The sequence below is a fragment of the Massilia violaceinigra genome, from assembly GCF_002752675.1.
GTDB classification, from domain to species: Bacteria; Pseudomonadota; Gammaproteobacteria; order Burkholderiales; family Burkholderiaceae_D; genus Telluria_A; species Telluria_A violaceinigra.
In genome coordinates this window covers 446616-468260 of the sequence record NZ_CP024608.1, presented here as the reverse complement: position 1 = coordinate 468260, position 21645 = coordinate 446616, and the positions used below count along the sequence as shown (strand labels likewise).

Genomic DNA, 21645 nt, shown 5'->3' with positions numbered 1-21645 from the left:
GCCATTGATAGCGCGGCCGTTCAGGCTGCGACACGCGCGAACTGGCGCCGGTACGCGCCCGGCGTGGTGGCGGCCAGGCGGCGGAAATGATGCCGCAGCGACGCTTCCGAGGCAAAACCGGCGCGCTCGGCCACCTGCGCCAGCGGCAATGCGGGGTTTTCGAGCAAGTCCTTGACGATCGCGATGCGTTCGCGGATCAACCATTCGTGCGCGCCGAAACCGGTGGCGTCGTGGAACTGGCGCTGCAAGGTACGCTCGCTCATGGCCGCGCGCAGCGCCATGCTGGCCACCGTATGCGGCTCGGCCGGATGCACGCGCACCCAATCCATCAGGCGCGTCAGGCGTCCTTTCTCGTCATGCGCCATGGGCCGCGGCAGATACTGCGCCTGCCCGCCTTCGCGGTGCGGGGCGACCACCAGGCGCTGGGCCACCAGATTGCCGACCCGGGCGCCGTGATCGCGCCGCACGAGATAGAGCAGCATGTCGATGCCGGCCGCCGATCCGGCCGAGGTGATGATCTGGCCGGCATCGGCATACAGGTCGTCCGGCAGCACCTCGATGGCGGGATAGCGGCGTGCCAGGCGGTCGGCATAGCGCCAGTGCGTGGTGGCGCGCAAGCCGTCGAGCAGGCCGGCCGCGGCCAGCACGAACACGCCCGAACAGATCGAACACAAACGCGCGCCGCGCGCATGGGCGGCGCGCAGCAGCGCCAGCAAGGCGGCCGGCGGCGCTTCGTCGGGATCGCGCCAGCCGGGGATGACGATGGTATCGGCCCGCTCCAGCAGTTGCGGCGCGTAGGGCGCGCTGATGACGATGCCCCCGGCGGCGCGGATCGGCCCCGGTTCGGCCGCGCACACCGCGAATTCGTACCAGTCCACCTCCAGTTCCGGACGCTCGAGCGCGAACACTTCGACCGTGCAGCCGAATTCGAAGGTGCACAGGCCGTCATAGGCCAGGGCGACGACAAGATGCTTTTTCATGGCGCAATCTTAACGCAGAATGGCTTTTGCGCCACTTAGCAGGACGCCAACGGCCGCCGATAATGGTCGCTCGTTCACAACAAGGAGTCCTCATGTCCGCTGTTACCGATATCGCCCCCGCCTCTTCCCCCGCCGCGCTGGCGCACTTTGAAGCGCAGTTCGCGTTCGAAACCGATTGCTGGGATGTACACGAGGCGCTGACCGCCGGCAGAGCGGATTTCGTGCTGCTCGATGTGCGCGGCAGCGACAAATACGGCAGCGGCCACGTTCCGGGCGCGCTCGATCTGGCGCATCGCAAGATCATCGGATCGACCATCGCCCGGTATCCCGACGCGACGGTCTTTGTCGTCTACTGCGCCGGACCGCATTGCAACGGCGCCGCGCGGGCTGCGATCCGTCTCGCGCGGCTGGGACGCCCGGTCAAGATCATGACGGGCGGGATCGCGGGCTGGCTCGACGAAGGTTTCGCCCTGAGCGCCTGACGGTCAGAAGTACGCCGCCACCTGCAGTGAGCCGATCAGCTGCCCAGAGCCTGCTCGATCTTGCTGACGAGCTGCTTGTCTTCCGGCGTGACCTTGCTTGGATAGTGTTCGATGACCTTGCCGTTGCGGTCGATCAGGTACTTGGTGAAGTTCCATTTCGGCTCCTTGCCGGTGGCCTTGATCAAGCCCGCGTGCAGTGGGTTGGCGGCCGCGCCCGTCACCGAGGTCTTGGCGAACATGGGGAACTTGACCCCGTAGGTGTTGTAGCAGAAATCGGCGATTTCCTTGGCGTTGCCCGGCTCCTGCTTGCCGAAGTCGTTCGACGGGAAGCCCAGCACCACCAGGCCCTTGCTGCCGTATTTGGCGTACAGCTTTTCCAGGCCCTCGTACTGGGTGGTGTAGCCGCAGTAGCTGGCGGTGTTGACGACGAGTACGACCTTGCCGGCGTACTGGCACAGGTCCTGCGGAGCCTCGTCCTGCAGGCGCTTGAAGCTATGTTTGAGCAAGGCCGGGCAACTCGCGGCCGGCGCCGGCGCTGCCGCAGGCGTCTGGGCCTGCGCCGGATCGCTCATCAATACAACAGCGGACAGGCTGGACAGGAGAAGTGCCGAGATCTTGAACATTGTCGTTTCCGTGCAGTGGGAATGGGCATTCATTCTATGCCAATTCGACACCGCCCGTCCGCGCGGCCGGGAGCATCGGCAGGGACGCAGGTATGGCCAAAGCTGCCAGTTTGCCAAATAAAGCAGCAAATATTTGATACTCAATGTAATGCTGTGCGGCAATACTTGCTATCATATGTGCACCGTTACGGAGAACCCCATGCACCGCGCCAGCCTGAGCACCAGCGTCAACCAGCACTACCTGAACAAATTGATGAAGCTCACCGAGGTGATGGACGTCGCCGCCAGCGAAGACATTGTCGATGTACGCGGCATGAAGCTGGTGGCCAAGGGCGCCAGGCTGACGCGCGCCCAGCAGGACACCTTGGGCGGGCACAAGCTCAAAAAGGCCCTGGAATCGTCGCTGAGCGCCGAGGGCGGCGCCGACAACCGCCTGATCCTCGAAACGGCCAAGCGCATTCTCGACACCAGCGTCCCGATCAACCGTATCCTGGGGCGCAACGCCGGGCGCGGTATTTCGCCGCAGACGCTGCTGGCGAACATGCACTTCGGCCACGCCATGCGCATGATGATCACCCTGACCGACCGCGAGAATCCGCGCGCGCTCGAACACAGCGTCACCGTCAGCCTGCTGTCGATCGGCATGGCGAAAAAGTTGCAACTGTCGAACGACGACCAGATGGCGGCGGCCCTGGCCGGCCTGTTGCACGATGTTGGGGAACTGTACATCGACCCGGCCTACCTGAAGCCGGGCAAACGCCTGCTGCCGCACGAGTGGGCGCACCTGGTGATCCATCCGCGCATCGGCCAGGTGCTGATCACGGAACTGGAGTCGTATCCGGCCTCGGTGGCGCGGGCGGTGTCGGAACACCACGAACGGCTCGACGGCACCGGCTATCCGCGCCAGTCGGCCGGCGGGATGATCAGCGGGCCGGGGCTGGCCGTGTCGGTGGCCGAAATGCTGGCCGGCGTGCTGCACAAGGATTATCCGCTCGAGCGTGCCGAACTGGCCTTGAAAATCATTCCGGGGGAGCATCCGCACCATTTTCTGTCGGCCATTTCGGGCGCCTTGCGCAACCAGCCGGCCAACCGGCCGATCGCCCCTTCCCGGCCCGACGAGAACGACGACGAGGCCATCGCGCGGCTGTGGAGCCGCATTGCCGATTCCCTGCAGGCCGGTCAACAGATGCTGCGCGAAGATACCTTGCGCTCGCCGCGCGTCTGGGCCCTGATCGAACGTACGCTGGCACGCATCAGGAACATCGAGCGCGCCTTCATCAGCACCGGGCTCGATGCGTATCTGAAAAACAATCATGGCTTGCACGATCACGACGACGGCACCCTGCAGTTCGAAAAAGCCGTGGCCACGCGCGAAATCACCTGGCGCCTGCGCGACATCGCGCGCGATCTGGCGTTGAACACGGCCGACGTGCCGACCGACCGCGACATGCTCGCCGGCTTGATCGGCTTGCTCGACGGCGGCCTGACCGAGGCGGCCGCGCCGCAGGTGCAGCCGCTGCCGCAGCCGCAAGCTCGGGCGGCCTGAGCTTCGCCGCCCGCCTCCAGGCTACTCGATCTTCAGCTTCGACAGGCGCGCATCGGGTTTGGGAAAGGCGAGGTTCAGGTCCTCCATCACTTCCAGCAGCAGGTTGGCAATCAGCAGGTTGCGGTGGGTCTTGGAATTGGCGGGAATGATGTACCAGGGAGCGTGGTCGGCATCGGTGGCGCCGATCGCCCTTTCGTAGGCATCGTGATACTCATCCCAGCGCTTGCGCTGGGCGATGTCGTTGACGTCAAACTTCCATTGCTTTTCCGGATCGTCCAGGCGCGCCTGCAAGCGCGCGCGTTGCTCATCCTTCGAGATATGCAGGAACACCTTGACGATCACCGTGCCGGTTTCAGCCAGCATGCGTTCGAAATCGGCGATGTGGGCGTAGCGGCGCTTGCATTCCTTCTCGTCGATCAGCTTGTGCACGCGGGTGACCAGCACGTCTTCGTAATGGCTGCGGTTGAAGATGGCGATTTCGCCGGCGCCCGGCACGTGCGGATGAATGCGCCACAAGAAGTCGTGCGCCGCCTCGTGCAGGCTGGGCGCCTTGAACTGGGTTGCATTCAAACCCATGGGGTTGATGCTGCTGAACAGCGCGCGCACCGTGCCATCCTTGCCCGAGGTATCCATGCCCTGCAGTACCAGAAGCACTTTTTGCTGGCGCTGCGAGAACAGCATCTGCTGGTGCAGCGCAATCTTCGCGGTCAGCGCAGCGGTCAGTGCGCGCTCGTGCGCCTTGATCTGGTCCTTCGATTTGGGATGCTTGCCGCCGTTCTCGCGCAGCGGCGTGGCGCCGGCATCCTCCTCGCGCAGCTTCAAGTCCGCCGGCGCGCGGAAACGGGTGCGCGCCTTCATGCCTTGCCGCCGCTGTGCGCATGTTCGATTTTCATGCAGCGGTCCATCACCACGTCGAGCCCGGCCGCGGCGGCCAGGTCGGCCGCTTCCTGGTTGACCACGCCGAGCTGCATCCACAGGCAGCGCGCGCCGATGTCGATGGCTTCGCGCGCGAGCGGGACCATGGCGTCGGCGGTGCGGAAGCAGTCGACGATATCGATCGGGCCATCCAGGGCGGCGGCGGCCTGCGCCAGGGTGGCGTAGACCGGCTGGCCCAGGATTTGCTGGCCGGCATAGGCGGGATTGACGCCGAGGATGCGGTAGCCCTGCTGTTGCAGGTAAGCGGCCACGGCGTGGCTGGCACGCTCGGGCCGGTTCGACAGGCCGACCACGGCGATTGTCTTGCTGTCTTTCAGGATATCGGGGATGGATCTCATTGCGCTCGCCAAGTTAAGTGTCAAGCCAGCGTAGCAGATTTACCAAGCCCCGCCGCGTACGTTAGGGCGCGCCGACGCGCTGGTTGATCATCTCCGAACCCTGGCTGTGGACAACCACATGGCTCACCTCGCCCTTGTCGTTGCGCGCAAACACGAAGGTGGTCAGCGAAGCGGGCATGAAGAAACCGTCGTTCGCGTACGGCGTCAGGATGACCGGGGCGCGGTTGGTGCGTTGCATGACCAGCTTGTCACCATCGCGCTTGAAGCCGCGGGTGGCGTTTGCGTCGATACGGTAGGTGCCGGCATAGGCGTCCAGCAAGGCGTTGTCGATTTTCACTGCCTTGAAGTCGGGGAAGGGATTGCCGATGGCGATGGCAGCCGCCTGGCTGGCCACCATGTCGGGCTGGACCGTGGGTGCATCGGAATTGCTCAGCACCGCGACATACACTTTCTGCTGCGGCAGCCGCAACGCGGAGGTGGAAAAGCCATTGATGCCGCCGTCATGCGCCACCATCGGCACGCCGCGCAGCTTGCCGATCTGCCAGCCGTAGCCATAGTTGGTCGGCTTGCCGTCGGCCAGCACGGCGCTGGTGTGCGCCTTTTGCCAGGTGGCCGGCTTGAGCAGCTTGCCGGCGCTAATGGCAGCATCCCAGCGCGCCAGGTCGTCCACGGTCGAGACCAGCGCGCCGGCCGCGTACGGCTGCGACATGCTCAGCGGCTTGGACGCGCCGACGCCGAACCAGCCCTTGGTGTGTCCGGCCGCGCGCGGACCCGGAGTGCGTTCGTGGCCTTCGTAGGCGGTGTGCTGCATGCCCAGCGGCGTGAAGATGCGCTCGGCGATAAATGTGGCGTAACTCTGGCCGGAGATTTTTTCGATCAGCGCGCCGAGCAGGAAGTAGCCGGAATTATTGTAGGAAAAGCGCGTGCCGGGATCGAAATCGAGCGGATCGTTCTTGAAGGTGTCGATCATGCCGGACACGCTCATGTCTTTCGTGGAGTTGCGCTCGAAGCCGGCCCTGCTGGTGTAGCTGACGATGCCCGAGGTGTGCGTGAGCAAATGCTCGATGGTGATGCGCTTGCCGCGCGTGGGGTAATCCGGCAGGAACTTGGTGATGTCGTCATCGAGCGCCAGTTTGCCCTCATCGGCCAGCATCAGGATGGCAACCGCGGTGAACTGCTTGGTGATGGAACCGAGCCGCAGGGCCGTGTCGGGCGTCATGGCCTTGCCCTTGGCTACGTCGGCCATGCCGTAGGCCTTGCGCAGCACAGTCTTGCCATCCTGGGTGAGGATGACGGTCGCGCCCGGCGCATCGGCTTTGTAGTAGGGGGCGATGGCGGCGTCGATGCGGCTGGCCAGCGCTTGCTCGCTGGCGGGACGCGCGGCGTCCTGCGCGAAGGCGGCGGGCGCGTGCAGCGCAACAAGGGAGGCAAAACAAAGGGCGGAAAGCTTGAACATGCGAGGGTTCCTATAGTCTGGTTGATCGGCAATTGCAGACCAGACTATAGGGGCGGCGCGCCCGCGTCGGGCCGCCGCTGCGATGAAGTGCGGATTAACAATGTCAAACGGTCAATTCGCGCGACAGCCGGCGGCTTTGCAACGCGCCGCCGGTGCTTTTGCCTTAACGGTCGGTGAACACGTCGTTCCAGCTGGCCCGCTCGGGCGCCGTCTGGGTTTGCAGATAGCCGACGTTGGCGACCTGGATGCGGGCGATTTCGTTCAGCGCCTCTTCCGAAAAACCGGCCCGCTTGACGCCGCGGTCCTGCATCGACAGCGAGTGCAGGTACTGGTGCAGGTGGCGCGGTTCGGTGCAGAACAGGCAGATGCGTTCCCACACATGCGGATACAGGGTTTTCAGGGCGCCCTGCGGGGCCATGCCGGCCAGCGCTTCGAGCGTCAGGGTGGTGGCCGCGCGCGGCTGGATGATGGTGTCGACGACGGGAATCGCATCGGTGTGCTCGGGCTCACCCAACTGCGAGGACGGACCGTTGCCGCCCTCTTCCTTGGCCATGTTCTCGGCCGAATAGTCGGCCAGCGCGCGCAGGGTCTGGTCGGTCGACGGCAGGTTGTCCTTGGGCCAGCTGAAGCGGCGGATGCCGGCGCTGGCCATCAGGGATGCGATGGGAATGATATCCGGATTGGCGCCGGGCGCCGGCGGCACCGTCAGTTCGATCACGAACAGCAGGTGCAGGCGGGCGTCGAAGACAGCGTAGTCGACGCGGCGTCCACTCAGGTGTTGCTGGTGGCTGCTCTTGATCTTGGGATCCGGATTGCTCGGGATCATCAATTTGCTCAGCGGGATATCGGGGAAAATGTAGCACTTGGGCAAGGCGCGGCGCAGGCGGCCGTAAAACGCTTTTTGCTCAGTGCCGAAAAAGCGCCGCTTCGTAAACGAAGGGACAGCCTCGGGTGGTTTCTTTAACAGGCGGTTCAACATGGCGACAACGGCCCTGGTCGTGGTTCAAGTCAGTAGTGTGTATTTAATAATCCTAATGCACAAGAAGAAAGGCGGTTAAACCGAAAATATAACCTGTCCGCGCGGAAATATCGTAGTTCGCGGGCTACGTCAGTGGGGTTTGTCCAAGCCGTGTTTACGCCGGTTTCGACCGGAATGACGCCGAAATAGGCCAAGACGGGCGCTTTTTGCACATGCATACTTGCATTTTTTACAACACTGGAGAAGCAGATGAGTTTGATGCGTGCAAGTCTTACGGCAGCAGCCGGGATGGTGCTGTCGCTGGCGGCGTTAACATCCCACGCGGCCATTCCGTACAAGGGCCATACCTACGAATTCCGTCAACCGGGCGGGGAAAAGCTGAAAATCCGCCTCGACGGCAACGATTACTACGCCGAGCAGCGCACCGAAGATGGTTCGCTGATCATTTATGATAATGCCAAACGCGGTTTTTGCTACGCACACGTGAACGCCACGGGCGACAAGCTGGTGTCGAGCGGCGTGCTGGCCACCAATGCCAAACTGCGCACGTTCAGCACCGCGGCGGGCAAGCGCGAGCCGGGCCTGAGCACGGCGGCCAAAGCGCGCCTGGCGCAGCAGCGCTACCAGAAAATGCACGGACGCACGCTGGAATCGGCGCAGCGCAGCACCGCCGCGATGATGGCGCCGAGCGCCTCGGCCACCGCCGCCGTGACCGGCCAGATGCGCGGCCTGACCGTGATCATCGACTTTTCCGACGCGCCCGGCACCATCACCAAGCCGCAGGTCGAATCGTTCCTGAACGATGCCGCGTACACCGGGTTCGGCAATGCGCAATCGGTGCGCGGCTACTTCCTGGCCGTCTCGGGCAACAAGCTCGATTACAGCAATAGCGTCACGCGCTACTACCGCGCCACGCGTCCGAAGTCCTACTACACCGACAACAGCCTGGACGTCGGCCCGCGCGCGCAGGAACTGATCCTGGAAGCGCTGAACTGGGTCAAGAACAGCGAAGGCTTCGATTTCTCCACCCTCAGCCGCGACAGCACGGGCCACATCCTGGGCCTGAATTTCTTCTATGCGGGCGAAGCGGACAGCCCATGGTCGAAAGGCTTGTGGCCGCACATGGGCTGGCTGGGCGAACAGTTCTGCAGCAACGGCGCCTGTACCGGCAGCTACCAGATCAGCGACATGGGCAAGCAGCTGGCGATCGGCACCTTCGTGCATGAATCGGGCCACCTGATCATGGGCTGGCCCGACCTGTACGACTACGACGGCAGCTCGCAGGGCTCGGTCGCCAACTTTTGCGTGATGGGCTTCGGCGGCGTGGGCCACGAGAGCCAGTTCCGTCCGACCCAGCCGGTCGGCTTCCTGCGCTATCTGGCCGGGTGGGATACGGCGATCGAACTCAATCCGGCGATCAACCGCAGCGCGCCGACCGGGCGCCTGAGCCAGACTTCCGGCGGCCATTCGCTGTACCGCTGGAGCAACCCGGCCAACGCGGCCGAAGCGTTTTATGTGGAAGCGATCCACAAGAGCGACCAGAACCTGTACCAGCCCGACCAGGGACTGGCGGTGTTTCACATCGACCCGGCCGGCAGCAACAATGACGAATGGCATCCGTACATCCAGATGGAACATGCGGATGGCAAGCGCGATCCGGAAAACAATGTGAACCAGGGCGACGGCGGCGACCTGTTCGACGGCGTGGCCACGCGCGCCTTCAACGCCAGCGTGCCGAACGCGGTGGCGACCAAGGGCACCAATTCGCTCTGGTGGAACGGCTTTGCGTCGGGCTTTGCGCTGTCCAATATCAGCGCCCCGGCCAAGACCGTGTCGTTCGATGTCGGCGTGGCCACCACCGGACCGGCTGCGGACGTCTACAACGCCACCCTGGCCGACAAGGCCGAAGCGATCCATCCATCGCCGTGGTTCGAGTACAAGGGCGGCATGCTGGGCGCGGTACTGAGCGGCCCGGCCGGCACCGACTTCGACCTGCGCATCGAGAAGTGGGAAAACAATGTGTGGGCCAAGGTGGCCGAGTCGAGCGGCGATGCATCGCAGGAAACGATCAGTTACGCCGCGGCGGCCGGCTACTACCGCATCATCGTCTCTTCCTACAGCGGCGCAGGCAAGTACAAGCTGACCGTCACCAAGTAAGCGAGCGCTCACTGTGGCCGGCGCGGCAAGCTGCGCCGGCTAAAAGTGTGGCTTTTTCGTCATCCCCCGTCCGCCCGCTGTGCTGGAATTGCCGGCGCCGGCGGGGAAATTGAACAAACCCGTTTTTGAAAGCCTTTCAGCAGCATTTACCTATATGCATCCGGGATAGTATCAGCACGCCTGATGGCTTTGCAGCATAGCGGGAACACCCCTTTCCCGCGCCATGACGCCTGCGCCGGCACACAACCTGACCGGCGCGGCGTCAATCACCGATGATAATTACAAGGAGCGAGACAATGTTTGTAGAACGCAAAATCGTATTACTGGCCGGGCTGGTCAGCGCCTGTTTCAGCAGTGTCACCTATGCAAAACAGGCCGATGAAGGCCATACGCACCAGCGCCTGAACCAGGCGCAAATGCCGCATGCGCGCCAGACGCTGCCGCCGACGGTGGAACAGCAGCGCTTCAACGTGGCGCCGACCGTCAAGCCGCGCACCGACCTGATGCCGAAGGCGTCCGAGAACGGCCGCATGAGCATGAACATGAATCTGCTCGCGGCCACGCCCGAGTGCAAGAACATGGATACCCTGACCACGTACAACGGCGCCGCGCTGGCCGATTACCTGGTCGCCCTGCCCGATTACGAGTGCACCTACCCGCTGTTTTCGCTGACCCCGGCGCAAGCCGCCAAGGCCTATTCGGCCGCCAACCTGAATGCGGTCGCCACCCGCTTCGCACGCGAAGCGAGTACTTACAACGCCAGCAGCCGCGCGCTGGTCAACCTGGCGCTGTACCTGCGCGCCGGTTACTACCTGGGCGGCAGCGGCGTCATTGCCACGCCATCGGCCGCATTTACCGCGTCGCTGCGGGCCCCGATCAAGAACCTGGTCGAAGGCACCGTGCTGTACAAGACCAACCCGGTGGGTGGCAGCACGGCGTCGGAAATCATCAAGCTGATCACCAACACGCATGACGAAGCGTATTTCGTGCCGTCGATGAAGAAGCTGGTGCAGCGCTTTACCAATACGCCAAGCAATCCGAATGCAGTTGATACCCTCAAGCAATACGACGCTGCCGGCGGCATGACTTCGGCGTTGACGGTGCTGTTCTACGCCCATTCGCGCCCGGATGCGCTGCCGCTGCTGCAAAGCGATACCAGCTATCCGATCGCGCTGAACAATTTCGTGGTGCAGAACAAGGCGGCGCTGCTGGGCACGCCGACTGCCTACATGCTGACCGATGCCGCCAACGAAGCGTTCCGCTTCATGCAGTACCCGGCGCAAAAAGCTACCGTGAAGCCGATGGTGCAAACCATGCTGGCGAGCAGCACCATGACCGGTGCCGACATGGCGCTGTGGCTGGCCGCTGCCTCGGCTGTCAAATACTATGACAATGCTAACTGCACCCAGTACGGTACCTGCGGCTACGAGCAAAAGCTGGCCGACACCGTGCTCAAGGTCAGCTACACCTGCAGCCCGACCCTACGCATCCGCGCCCAGGAAATGACGACCGCCCAACTTCAGTCTTCCTGCGCCATTTTGCAGAAAGAAGAAGGCTACTTCCATGACATGCTGCTTACCAAGCGCACGCCGGTGGCTGGCGACAAGAACACCTCGCTGGAACTGGTGATCTTCAACGATTACGCCAATTACGGTAAATACGCGTCGGTTATCTACGATATCCCGACCAATAACGGCGGCATGTACCTGGAAGGCAACCCGGAGTCGAGCACTAACCAGGCGCGCTTTATCGCGCACGAAGCATCGTGGCTGCTGCCGACGTTCGCGGTGTGGAACCTGGAACATGAATACGTGCACTACCTCGATGGCCGCTTCAACATGAAGGGCGACTTTACCGCTTCCGTGGCCAAGCCAACCATCTGGTGGGTGGAAGGCATCGGCGAATACCTGTCGCTGCGCAACAATAACCAGCCATCGATCGACAAGGCGCGCACCGGCACCTACAAGCTGAGCCAGATTTTCGGCAATACCTACGAGATGGGCGACTACACCGACCGCGCGTATCGCTGGGGCTACATGGCAACCCGCTTCATGATGGAAAAGCACCGTAACGACATCGATGCGGTGCTGGGCAAGTTCCGGGCCGGCGATTACGACGGCTACCAGAACTACATGGCGTACATCGGCACCCGCTACGACGCCGAGTTTGCCGCCTGGGCCAAGACGGCTACCACGGCCGGCGAGCCGCCGCTGCCGACGGTGACCCTGCCGCCGTGCGCCAACAGCACCCAGCTGGGCAAGAACTGCTCGATCGGCGGTTTCGCTTCCTCGTCCGAGCGCTATGCCTACATCTCGTTGCCGGCCGGCGCCAAGAACCTGCGCCTGTTCACCAGCGGCGGGACCGGCGACGTCGACCTGTATGTGGGCCGTGCCCATTATCCGACCACAACCTGGTATGACGCGGCATCGGCCACGCCAGGCAACCGCGAGAGCGTCGCCTTCGGCGCGCCGGTCACCGGGCAGTGGTATTACATCATGCTCAAGGCTAAACAGAGCTATAGCGGCGTGACCATCAGCGCCACGTACGACTGATGACAGACCTGCCGGGGCAGTAGCACCGGACGCAAAAAAGGCAGCTTCGGCTGCCTTTTTTGCTGCATGATGTCGTCAAACGGCCGGGACGCCGCGGATGCCCGGTGCCGATCCGCACCGGCAAGAGCGCTGCAACACACCTTTGTCAGCATCGGCCAAGGAGGTCTTGAGGGCATGTTCATGCGTGCGAGGACACGCCATTGCCAGCGCGAGAACGACGGTGTTCGGTGCGGGAACGACGGAGCACGGCACCAGACGTAAAAAAGGCAGCCTAAGCTGCCTTTTTTGCTGATGCGGGTGTGACCCCGGCGTCTTAGCGCTTGTTACGGAAGCGCTGGATTGCCTGCAACTGGGCAATCGCCGCCGCCATTTCGGCTTGCGCCTTGGCGTAGTCGATCTTCGATACTTTGTTGACCATTGCTTCTTCGGCCGCTTTTTTGGCGGCCAGTGCTTTTGCTTCGTCCAGGTCGCCACCGCGGATCGCGGTGTCTGCCAGCACGGTCACGCCGTTCGGCTGCACTTCCAGGATGCCGCCAGCGACGAAGACGAACTCTTCTTCGGCCTGGCCAGCCACCTTGATCCGTACCGCACCCGGCTTGATGCGCGTGATCAGCGGGGTGTGCTTGGGATAAATCCCCAGCTCGCCTGCTTCACCCGGCAACGCGACGAACTCGGCTTCGCCCGAAAAAATGCTGGCTTCGGCCGATACCACGTCAACGTGAAATGTGTTTGCCATGTGTGTCCTATCGGGTTCCGGCGCCACGCTGGTTCAGCGCGGCGCCCTGGCCTGTCTTAGTTGAGCTTCTTGGCTTTTTCGATTGCTTCTTCGATCGTGCCAACCATGTAGAACGCTTGCTCAGGCAGGTGATCCAGTTCGCCCGATGCGATCATCTTGAAGCCTTTGATCGTGTCTTTCAGCGAAACGTATTTGCCTGGGGAACCGGTAAACACTTCAGCAACGTGGAATGGCTGCGACAGGAAACGCTGCATCTTACGTGCACGCGCGACCAGCAGTTTGTCTTCCGGTGCCAGCTCGTCCATGCCCAGAATCGCGATAATGTCGCGCAATTCCTTGTAGCGCTGCAGGGTGCCCTGAACGGCGCGCGCGGTGTCGTAGTGTTCCTGACCGACGACGAGCGGGTCCAGCTGGCGCGAGGTCGAGTCGAGCGGGTCGACCGCAGGGTAGATACCCAGCGAGGCGATGTCACGCGACAGAGCAACGGTCGAATCCAAGTGAGCAAAGGTGGTTGCTGGCGATGGATCGGTGTAATCATCCGCAGGGACGTACACGGCCTGGATCGAGGTGATCGAACCGGTCTTGGTCGAGGTGATGCGCTCTTGCAGACGGCCCATCTCTTCGGCCAGCGTCGGCTGGTAACCCACCGCGGAAGGCATACGGCCCAGCAGTGCGGATACTTCGGTACCGGCCAGGGTGAAGCGGTAGATGTTGTCCACGAAGAACAGAACGTCTTTGCCTTCGTCACGGAACGATTCAGCGATCGTCAGGCCGGTCAGCGCTACGCGCAGACGGTTACCTGGCGGTTCATTCATCTGACCGTAGACCATCGCCACTTTGGAGTTCTCTGGATTTTCCAGATCGACCACTTTGGCGTCAGCCATCTCGTGGTAGAAGTCGTTACCCTCGCGAGTACGCTCACCCACGCCGGCAAACACGGACACGCCCGAGTGTGCTTTTGCGATGTTGTTGATCAGTTCCATCATGTTCACGGTCTTGCCCACACCCGCACCGCCGAACAGACCGACTTTACCGCCTTTGGCGAACGGGCACACCAGGTCGATCACCTTGATGCCGGTTTCCAGCAGGTCTTGCGATGGCGACAGTTCGTCGTACGCAGGAGCCACGCGGTGGATCGATGCGGTTTGCTCGTGCGAGACAGGACCGCACTCGTCGATCGGGTTGCCCAGCACGTCCATAATACGGCCCAGGGTCGCTTTACCGACCGGTACCATGATTGGCTTGCCGGTGTTCTGGATTGCCATGCCGCGACGCAGACCGTCGGAGGTACCCAATGCAATGGTACGGACAATGCCGTCGCCCAGCTGCTGTTGTACTTCCAGGGTCAGCTCGGAGCCTGCCATTTTCAGTGCGTCGAAAACCTTCGGCATTGCATTGCGTGGGAACTCAACGTCCACCACAGCGCCGATACACTGAACGATTTTGCCATCAGCCATGTTCGTTCCTTCAATAGTATTTAAATTCGGGTTTAGACCGCGGCCGCACCGGCGACGATCTCGGAGAGTTCTTTGGTAATCGCAGCCTGGCGGGTCTTGTTATAGATCAGCTTCAGGTCGCCGATGACGCTGCCGGCGTTGTCGCTTGCCGCTTTCATCGCCACCATCCGCGCCGATTGCTCGGACGCGAGGTTTTCGGCTACTGACTGATACACCAGCGCTTCCACATACCGCACCAGCAGTTCGTCGATCACGGTCTGCGCTTCCGGCTCGTAGATGTAGTCCCATGCGTGACTGCTCTTGTCGCCTTCCAGCTTGTCGGCGGTCAGCGGCAGCAGCTGCTCGACCATCGGAATTTGCTTCATCGTGTTTACGAACTTGGTGTAGCAGATATAGACTGCGTCGAGCTCACCTTCCTCGTAGCGATCGAGCATGACCTTGATCGGCCCGATCAGCTTGTCGAGGTGGACCGTATCGCCGATCTGGATCGCATGCGACACGACCTTCACGCCAACGCGGTTCATAAAACCCAAACCCTTGTTGCCAATGGCAACCGCTTCAATCTTGTTGCCAGCCGTTTCCAGCTCGCGGGTTTTCTGCGTCAACAGACGCAGGATGTTGGTGTTCATGCCGCCGCACAGACCTTTGTCGGTCGTGATGACGATGAAACCAACCGCCTTCGCTTTCACGTCCTTGCCTTGCGCCATGAACGGATGCGTGTATTCCGGATTCGCCGTAGCCAGATGCGAGGTGATGTTACGAATCTTGTCACTGTAAGGGCGGGCGGACCGCATCCGGTCCTGCGCCTTGCGCATTTTGGACGCGGCGACCATTTCCATCGCCTTCGTGATCTTCTTCGTATTCTCTACGCTCTTGATCTTGTTACGTATCTCTTTGCCTACTGCCATGAGTCCTTACTCCTTTTGCGCTATCGGGGGCCGCGTACGGCCGGCCCCTCTAGACAATTAATATGCGCCGGATTTCTTGAAGTCAGCAACAGCGGCGGACATGGCGGCTTCGCCATCCTTGTCCAGTTGCTTGGTTTCTTCGATCTTGGCCAGGAGAGCAGCTTGCTTGGTCTTCATGTAGCCGTGCAGACCGGCTTCGAACGCCAGCACTTTCTTCACTTCGACGTCATCGAAGAAGCCTTTGTTCACTGCGAACAGCGACACGGCCATCATCGAGATCGACAGTGGGGAATACTGAGCCTGCTTGAGCAGTTCGGTGACGCGTGCGCCACGGTCGAGCTGCTTGCGGGTCGATTCGTCCAGGTCCGAAGCGAACTGCGCGAACGCAGCCAGTTCACGGTACTGGGCCAAGTCGGTACGGATACCGCCGGACAGGTTTTTGATGACCTTGGTCTGAGCGGCGCCACCGACGCGCGACACCGAAATACCGGCGTTAATCGCAGGACGGATACCCGAGTTGAACAGCGAGGTGTCCAGGAAGATCTGGCCGTCGGTAATCGAAATCACGTTGGTTGGAACGAACGCCGAAACGTCGCCAGCCTGGGTTTCAATGATCGGCAGCGCGGTCAGGGAACCGGTCTTGCCTTTGACTTCGCCGTTGGTGAACTTCTCGACGTAGTCGGGGTTCACGCGTGCTGCGCGCTCGAGCAGGCGGCTGTGCAGGTAGAACACGTCGCCAGGGTAGGCTTCGCGGCCTGGTGGACGGCGCAGCAGCAGCGAGATCTGACGGTAAGCAACAGCTTGCTTGGACAGGTCATCGTAGACGATCAGTGCGTCTTCGCCGCGGTCACGGAAGTATTCGCCCATGGCGCAACCGGAGTACGCGGAAATGTATTGCATGGCAGCCGACTCGGAAGCCGATGCTGCGACGACGATGGTGTATTCCATCGCGCCGTGCGTCTCGAGCGAGCGCACGATGTTCTTGATGGTCGATGCCTTCTGGCCGATCGCGACGTAGATACACGTCATGTTCTGGCCCTTCTGGTTGATGATCGCATCGATCGCGACAGCCGATTTACCGGTCTGGCGGTCACCAATGATCAGCTCGCGCTGGCCACGGCCGATCGGTACCATCGAGTCGATCGACTTCAGGCCGGTCTGCATAGGCTGCGACACCGACTGACGGGCGATCACGCCCGGAGCGATTTTTTCGATTGGTGCGGTCAGCTTGGCGTTGACAGGACCCTTGCCGTCGATCGGCTGGCCCAGGGCGTTAACCACGCGGCCCTTGAGTTCAGGACCGATCGGCACTTCCAGGATGCGGCCGGTGGTCTTGACCGTGTCGCCTTCGGAGATGTGCTCGTAAGCACCCAGAATCACGGCGCCGACCGAGTCGCGCTCGAGGTTCATCGCCAGGCCGAAGGTGTTGCCCGGGAATTCCAGCATCTCGCCCTGCATCACGTCCGACAGGCCATGGATACGGCAGATACCGTCGGCTACGGAGATTACCGTGCCCTGATTGCGAATATCAGCCGAACCTTCGAGGCCTTGGATCCGGCTTTTGATCAGTTCGCTGATTTCAGATGAATTAAGTTGCATGCTAACTCCTAATAGTTTCTTGATGCGTAAGGCAAGGGCGTCTGCGCCGGCGCGTTGTGCGACTCTACGAGACGGCGGTTACGAAGCCAGCGCAACATGCATCTGTTGCAGCTTGGCGCGTACCGAGGTATCGAGCACTTCATCACCGACGACCACGCGCACACCACCGATCAGCGAAGGATCCACTGTCACCGTTGGGTTGAGCTTGCGGCCAAATTTCTTTTCCAGCGTCGCGACCAGTTGCGCAACCTGCGGCTGGGCAATCTCGAAGGCGCTGGTGATGTTGGCGTCTGCGGCACCGGCATTCGTGTTCTTGAGCACCTGGAACTGGGCATAAATTTCCGGCAGCAGCGACACGCGGTGGTTTTCGACCAGCATGGCAACGAAGTTGTTCACTTCCGCGGTGACCGGCGACTTGAGCAGCGACACCACGGTCGCGGCAACGTCGGCGGCGACCACGTTCGGGTTGGCCGCGAAGGCCAGCACATCGTGGTGAGCGCCGAGCTGGGCCAGCTCGGACAACACTTCGGACCAGGCCGCCACGTCGCCTTGCTGGGCAACACGGTACAGGGCTTCGGCGTAAGGACGGGCGACGGTTGCGATTTCGGCCATGATTACAGCTCGACCGACAACTGCGTCAGCAGGTCGGCGTGGGCCGCTGCGTTCACTTCGCGCTTGAGGATCTGCTCGGCGCCTTTGACGGCGAGGGCAGCGACCTGGCCACGCAGTTCTTCGCGTGCACGGTTAACCTGTTGCTCGGCATCTGCCTTGGCGGATGCGATGATGCGGGCCGCTTCTTCAGCAGCTGCTTTCTTGGCATCGTCGAGGATCATGGCGGCGCGCTTGTCGGCGTCGCTGATGCGCTTTTGACCTTCGTCACGGGCAGCGGCCAGGTCTTTCTGGACTTGCTCGTGGGCTTTCTGCATTTCTTCCTTGCCGCGGTCAGCTGCGGCCAGGCCGTTCGAGATCCTCTGGATGCGCTCGTCGAGCGCTTTCATCAGTGGGGGCCACACGAATTTCATCGTGAAACCAGCCAGGATGAAGAAGACCACGAACTGGGCAAACAGGGTTGCGTTTAAGTTCACGGTGTTTTCCTTCTTACAAAAACGGATGCCGAACCCGGAAGGTTCGGCAATTCATAACCAGCGAAGTGCCGAACGAAAATTACTTCGGAACGAATGGGTTGGCGAATGCGAACAGCATTGCGATACCAACACCGATCAGGAACGCTGCATCGATCAGACCAGCCAGCAGGAACATTTTGGTTTGCAGGGTGTTCATCAGTTCAGGCTGACGAGCCGAAGCTTCGAGGTATTTGCCGCCCATGATAGCGATACCGATACAAGCGCCGATAGCGCCCAGACCGATGATCAAACCGCAAGCCAGAGCAACAAAAGAAAGGTCAGTCATGAGAGTTCCTTCAAAAAGTAAATTAAAAACTAGATTAAAAATTACAAACTTTGCCAACTACTACTATGTTTCGATTCTGTTCGAGCTGTGCCGATCAGTGACCTTCATGCGCCTGGCCCAGGTATACCAGGGTCAGCATCATGAAAATGAACGCCTGCAGGAACACGATCAGGATGTGGAAAATAGCCCAAACCGAACCGGCGATGACGTGGCCGACAAAGCCAAACGTCGTAGCCATCGCACCCAACAAAGCGATCAACAGGAACAGCAGTTCGCCAGCAAACATGTTGCCGAACAGTCGCATGCCGAGCGACACGGTTTTTGCTGCGTACTCGATGATGTTCAACAGCAGGTTGAACGGCGCCATGGCAATGCCGAATGGCGCGGAAAACAGTTCGTGAATCCAGCCGCCGAAACCCTTGATCTTGATGCTGTAGTAGATCATCAGTGCGAACACGCCCAGGGCGATGCCCAGCGAGCCGTTCAGGTCGGCGGTCGGAACCACGCGGTGATACGGGAAGATATGTTCGATACCCAGCAGTTTGAACAGGCCGGAGAACAGATCGACTGGCAAGAAGTCCAGCGAATTCATCAGTGCAACCCAGACGAACACGGTCAGTGCCAGCGGCGCGATGAAGCTGCGGTCGCCGTGCACGATGCCCTTGGCCTGGTTGTCGACCATCTCGAAGACCATTTCGACAGCCGCCTGGAAGCGGGTCGGCACGCCGGAGGTGGCCTTGCGGGCCGCCATCCACATGATCATGCAGCCAAGAATACCCATGGCGATCGACCAAAACATGGTGTCCATATTGATAATGGAGAAATCGACCACATTTTCCTGATGCTTGGTCGAAAAGTGACCCAGGTGGTGCTTGATGTATTCTGATGCGGTCTGCGTGTGTGCAGCGCCGGCTTCAAGTGTTGGACTCGTCATGTCAGTGCCTAAATATTAAGAATATGTAACTTTTCAGCGCCACGATGAAGCCGCCAATCATGGCGAACACATTCAAGTCGCGGTACAGCGAGAAGGTCGCGGCAATCAGCGCCACCGTCAAAGCAATCTTTATGAATTCCCAGATAAAAAACGATATCGGGTCGGCCCCACCTGGTTTCTTCGTATTGGCGAACAGGCGCAACGCGAATACGGCATTGGGCAAGACACAACACAATCCGCCGAACACCGCCGACAACATCGCAGCCCATCCCCCCAGAAGCGCGGCGATGAGGCCAGCAGCGACTGTTACCATCAATTGCAGGGAGACTAAGCGCAACATGTTGTATTCCTTGCGCCAGCCATATAAGTGCCGTGTTTCGGTGTCTGAATTATGTGAATCAGCGGGATTATAAGTGCTTATGCTTGCGTGCGTCAAACGTTGCTGCACTGTGAATGAACGCGAATGTGTTCAAAAGCCACGCATTTTTAAGCAATTTGCACTAAACGGGGGCGAACTGGTCCTCCTTGCTAAAAGTTAACTAGAAGAAACGTCTTGCGTGATAATGGTGGCGGAAGCGGTCGGTGTGGCTGATTTCTGGCTGCTGACGCGGGGTACAGTTATATCGTAGGTGCGTGGTGGGGAGGGGGCAATTACCTGGGAGGTTATGGCCGATGGTCCGGGCTGTCCGCTACCGTCGTTCCCGCGCAGGCGGGAACCCAATTTCGTACCGTAACCGGCGGTTCGACAAACTTGGGTTCCCGCCTGCGCGGGAACGACGAGGGTGGCGGTCAGAACAACGATATTGGGGTAACTTAGGCCCGCAAACGCGCCAGTACGCCGTCCAAGATATCCAGATCGGCAAAATCGATGATCATCTGGCCGCGACCCTTCGGTCCCATCTTGAACAAGACCGGCGTGGCCAGCTTGTCGGACAGCTCTTCTTCCAGCCGGGTAATATCCCCCGATTTTTCCTTCTGGCGCGCGCTGGTCGGGTTGCTCTGCTCTTCCAGCTCCCTGGCGACCAGCTTTTCCGTCTCGCGTACCGACAGGCGTTTCGCCACCACCAGGTTGGCCAGGCTGATCTGGCTGGCCGAGTCGACCGCCAGCAGCGCGCGCGCGTGACCCATGTCGACATCGCCCGCCATCAGCATGGTTTGCACGGGCGCCGCCAGATTCATCAGGCGCAGCAAATTGGACACCGCGCTGCGCGAGCGCCCTACCGCCGTGGCCGCCTGTTCATGCGTGAAATTGAAATCGGAGATCAGGCGGTGAATACCCTGCGCCTCTTCCAACGGATTGAGATCCTCGCGCTGGATGTTCTCGATCAGCGCCATCGCGGCGGCGGCCTGGTCGTCCACATCGCGCACCAGCACCGGAATCTCGTTCAGCCCGGCCAGCTGCGCCGCGCGGAAGCGGCGTTCGCCGGCGATGATCTCGTAGCGCACCGCGCCGGTCAGGGCGTCCTGGCCGATCGGACGCACCAGCACCGGTTGCATGATGCCCTGGGTTTTGATCGACGCGGCCAGTTCGTTGAGCGCGCCTTCGTCCATGCGCGTGCGCGGCTGGTATTTACCGGCCTGCATCTGGTGCACCGCCAGGATGGACGGCGTGTCGGGCTTGGCGCCCTCGCCATCGCCGCCCAGCAGCGCGTCGAGCCCGCGACCGAGCCCTTTGAGTTTTTTGGTTGCCATAATTCGTGAATGCCTTCGTTTACATTGTTTTGATGCGTTCGACCATCTCGGCGCCAAAGGCGATGTAGGCCTGCGCCCCTTTCGAGGACGGATCGAACACCACGCCCGGCACGCCGTACGACGGCGCTTCGGCCAGGCGCACGTTGCGCGGGATGATGGTGTTGAAGACCTTGTCGCCGAAATGCTGCTCCAGCTGGGCCGACACTTGCTGCGACAAGGTCATGCGCGGATCGAACATCACGCGCAACAGGCCGATGATCTTCAGATCGGTGTTCAGGTTGGCGTGTACCTTCTTGATGGTGTTGACCAGATCCGACAAGCCTTCCAGCGCGTAGTACTCGCACTGCATCGGGATGATCACGCCGTGCGCGGCGCACAGGCCGTTCAGGGTCAGCATCGACAGGGCCGGCGGGCAGTCGATCAGGATGAAGTCGTATTCCTTGTCGACTGCCGCCAGCGCATCTTTCAGGCGCCGCTCGCGGTTTTCCAGTTCGACCATTTCGACTTCGGCGCCGGCCAGTTCGCGGTTCGAGGGCAGCACGTCGAAGCGCCCTGCTTCCGAACGCGTGCGTGCCGCGCTCACCTCGGCCTCGCCCAGCAGCACTTCATAGGTCGATGCCTTCAGGCCCGCCTTGTTGATGCCGGCGCCCATGGTCGCGTTGCCCTGCGGGTCCAGGTCGACAAGCAGCACGCGCTGGTCCAGTTTGGCCAGGCCCGCTGACAGGTTAACGCTGGTGGTGGTCTTGCCTACGCCGCCCTTTTGATTTGCAACGCAAAATATTTTCGCCATGTATGCTCTTATGATAGTTTTGATGCAAACGATTTATACTGTTTTAATCGTATAAACCGTTTATTCGATT

Annotated in this window: 21 protein-coding genes; 4 read left to right on the top strand and 17 right to left on the bottom strand. The window is 61.2% G+C overall.

The features are described 5' to 3' along the window. Positions 1 to 20: 20 nt before the first annotated feature. Complete coding sequence (gene ftrA / locus CR152_RS02175; protein WP_099873396.1) at positions 21 to 980, bottom strand: transcriptional regulator FtrA; 960 nt, start codon at positions 978 to 980, stop codon at positions 21 to 23. A gap of 92 nt (positions 981 to 1072) precedes the next feature. Between ftrA and CR152_RS02170 the strand changes: the two genes are divergently transcribed. Next, entirely contained in the window at positions 1073 to 1462 is a 390-nt protein-coding gene (locus CR152_RS02170; RefSeq protein WP_099873393.1) for a rhodanese-like domain-containing protein, read from the top strand. Between the two features lie 35 nt (positions 1463 to 1497). Here CR152_RS02170 and CR152_RS02165 read toward each other — a convergent pair whose 3' ends face one another. Next, entirely contained in the window at positions 1498 to 2085 is a 588-nt protein-coding gene (locus tag CR152_RS02165; protein ID WP_099873390.1) for a glutathione peroxidase, read from the bottom strand. 199 nt (positions 2086 to 2284) lie between these two features. Here CR152_RS02165 and CR152_RS02160 point away from each other — a divergent pair, with 199 nt between their 5' ends. Then, entirely contained in the window at positions 2285 to 3631 is a 1347-nt protein-coding gene (locus CR152_RS02160; protein WP_157778288.1) for an HD-GYP domain-containing protein, read from the top strand. Positions 3632 to 3652: 21 nt separating this feature from the next. Here the strand turns inward: CR152_RS02160 and CR152_RS02155 are convergent, their stop codons facing one another. The 4 genes from CR152_RS02155 to CR152_RS02140 form a co-directional block, all read right to left on the bottom strand. Next, positions 3653 to 4489 carry a PPK2 family polyphosphate kinase gene (locus CR152_RS02155; RefSeq protein WP_099873386.1) on the bottom strand — a complete coding sequence of 279 codons (837 nt, stop codon included), beginning with the start codon at positions 4487 to 4489 and terminating at the stop codon, positions 3653 to 3655. Next, on the bottom strand, positions 4486 to 4905 hold the full coding sequence (locus CR152_RS02150) for a CoA-binding protein (protein WP_099873384.1): 420 nt from the start codon (positions 4903 to 4905) through the stop codon (positions 4486 to 4488). Before CR152_RS02150 ends, CR152_RS02155 begins: the two co-directional genes overlap by 4 nt. A gap of 61 nt (positions 4906 to 4966) precedes the next feature. Further along, positions 4967 to 6361, bottom strand: coding sequence for a serine hydrolase (locus tag CR152_RS02145; RefSeq protein ID WP_099873382.1), 1395 nt, complete (start codon positions 6359 to 6361; stop codon positions 4967 to 4969). A gap of 163 nt (positions 6362 to 6524) precedes the next feature. Then, on the bottom strand, positions 6525 to 7340 hold the full coding sequence (locus tag CR152_RS02140; protein WP_099873380.1) for a hypothetical protein: 816 nt from the start codon (positions 7338 to 7340) through the stop codon (positions 6525 to 6527). 258 nt (positions 7341 to 7598) lie between these two features. Between CR152_RS02140 and CR152_RS02135 the strand changes: the two genes are divergently transcribed. Continuing rightward, positions 7599 to 9497, top strand: coding sequence for a M6 family metalloprotease domain-containing protein (locus CR152_RS02135; RefSeq protein WP_208640055.1), 1899 nt, complete (start codon positions 7599 to 7601; stop codon positions 9495 to 9497). Between the two features lie 296 nt (positions 9498 to 9793). Continuing rightward, a complete protein-coding gene (locus CR152_RS02130; protein WP_099873375.1) occupies positions 9794 to 12049 on the top strand; it encodes a M9 family metallopeptidase in 2256 nt (751 codons plus the stop codon). Between the two features lie 313 nt (positions 12050 to 12362). Here CR152_RS02130 and CR152_RS02125 read toward each other — a convergent pair whose 3' ends face one another. From CR152_RS02125 to CR152_RS02075, 11 genes are all read right to left on the bottom strand, one after another. Continuing rightward, positions 12363 to 12785: a F0F1 ATP synthase subunit epsilon gene (locus CR152_RS02125; RefSeq protein ID WP_099873373.1), complete on the bottom strand. Its 423-nt coding sequence runs from the start codon at positions 12783 to 12785 to the stop codon at positions 12363 to 12365. Positions 12786 to 12841: 56 nt separating this feature from the next. Next, complete coding sequence (gene atpD / locus CR152_RS02120) at positions 12842 to 14242, bottom strand: F0F1 ATP synthase subunit beta (protein ID WP_099873371.1); 1401 nt, start codon at positions 14240 to 14242, stop codon at positions 12842 to 12844. 32 nt (positions 14243 to 14274) lie between these two features. Beyond that, positions 14275 to 15150 (bottom strand): F0F1 ATP synthase subunit gamma, encoded by an 876-nt coding sequence (gene atpG / locus CR152_RS02115; RefSeq protein ID WP_099873369.1) that lies wholly within the window; start codon positions 15148 to 15150, stop codon positions 14275 to 14277. Positions 15151 to 15207: 57 nt separating this feature from the next. Further along, the gene (gene atpA, locus CR152_RS02110) at positions 15208 to 16749 is read right to left on the bottom strand and encodes a F0F1 ATP synthase subunit alpha (protein ID WP_099873367.1); all 1542 of its coding nucleotides are present in this window, start codon (positions 16747 to 16749) and stop codon (positions 15208 to 15210) included. A gap of 78 nt (positions 16750 to 16827) precedes the next feature. After that, the gene (locus CR152_RS02105; protein ID WP_099873365.1) at positions 16828 to 17361 is read right to left on the bottom strand and encodes a F0F1 ATP synthase subunit delta; all 534 of its coding nucleotides are present in this window, start codon (positions 17359 to 17361) and stop codon (positions 16828 to 16830) included. Positions 17362 to 17363: 2 nt separating this feature from the next. Next, on the bottom strand, positions 17364 to 17834 hold the full coding sequence (locus CR152_RS02100) for a F0F1 ATP synthase subunit B (RefSeq protein WP_099873363.1): 471 nt from the start codon (positions 17832 to 17834) through the stop codon (positions 17364 to 17366). A 79-nt stretch (positions 17835 to 17913) separates the two neighbouring features. Then, positions 17914 to 18159 (bottom strand): F0F1 ATP synthase subunit C, encoded by a 246-nt coding sequence (atpE, locus tag CR152_RS02095; protein WP_038494309.1) that lies wholly within the window; start codon positions 18157 to 18159, stop codon positions 17914 to 17916. A gap of 94 nt (positions 18160 to 18253) precedes the next feature. After that, a complete protein-coding gene (atpB, locus tag CR152_RS02090) occupies positions 18254 to 19093 on the bottom strand; it encodes a F0F1 ATP synthase subunit A (protein WP_099873361.1) in 840 nt (279 codons plus the stop codon). A 1-nt stretch (position 19094) separates the two neighbouring features. Continuing rightward, on the bottom strand, positions 19095 to 19433 hold the full coding sequence (locus CR152_RS02085; RefSeq protein ID WP_099873359.1) for an ATP synthase subunit I: 339 nt from the start codon (positions 19431 to 19433) through the stop codon (positions 19095 to 19097). A 473-nt stretch (positions 19434 to 19906) separates the two neighbouring features. Continuing rightward, positions 19907 to 20785 (bottom strand): ParB/RepB/Spo0J family partition protein, encoded by an 879-nt coding sequence (locus CR152_RS02080; RefSeq protein ID WP_099873357.1) that lies wholly within the window; start codon positions 20783 to 20785, stop codon positions 19907 to 19909. Positions 20786 to 20804: 19 nt separating this feature from the next. Next, entirely contained in the window at positions 20805 to 21575 is a 771-nt protein-coding gene (locus tag CR152_RS02075; protein WP_099873355.1) for a ParA family protein, read from the bottom strand. Positions 21576 to 21645 lie beyond the last annotated feature (70 nt).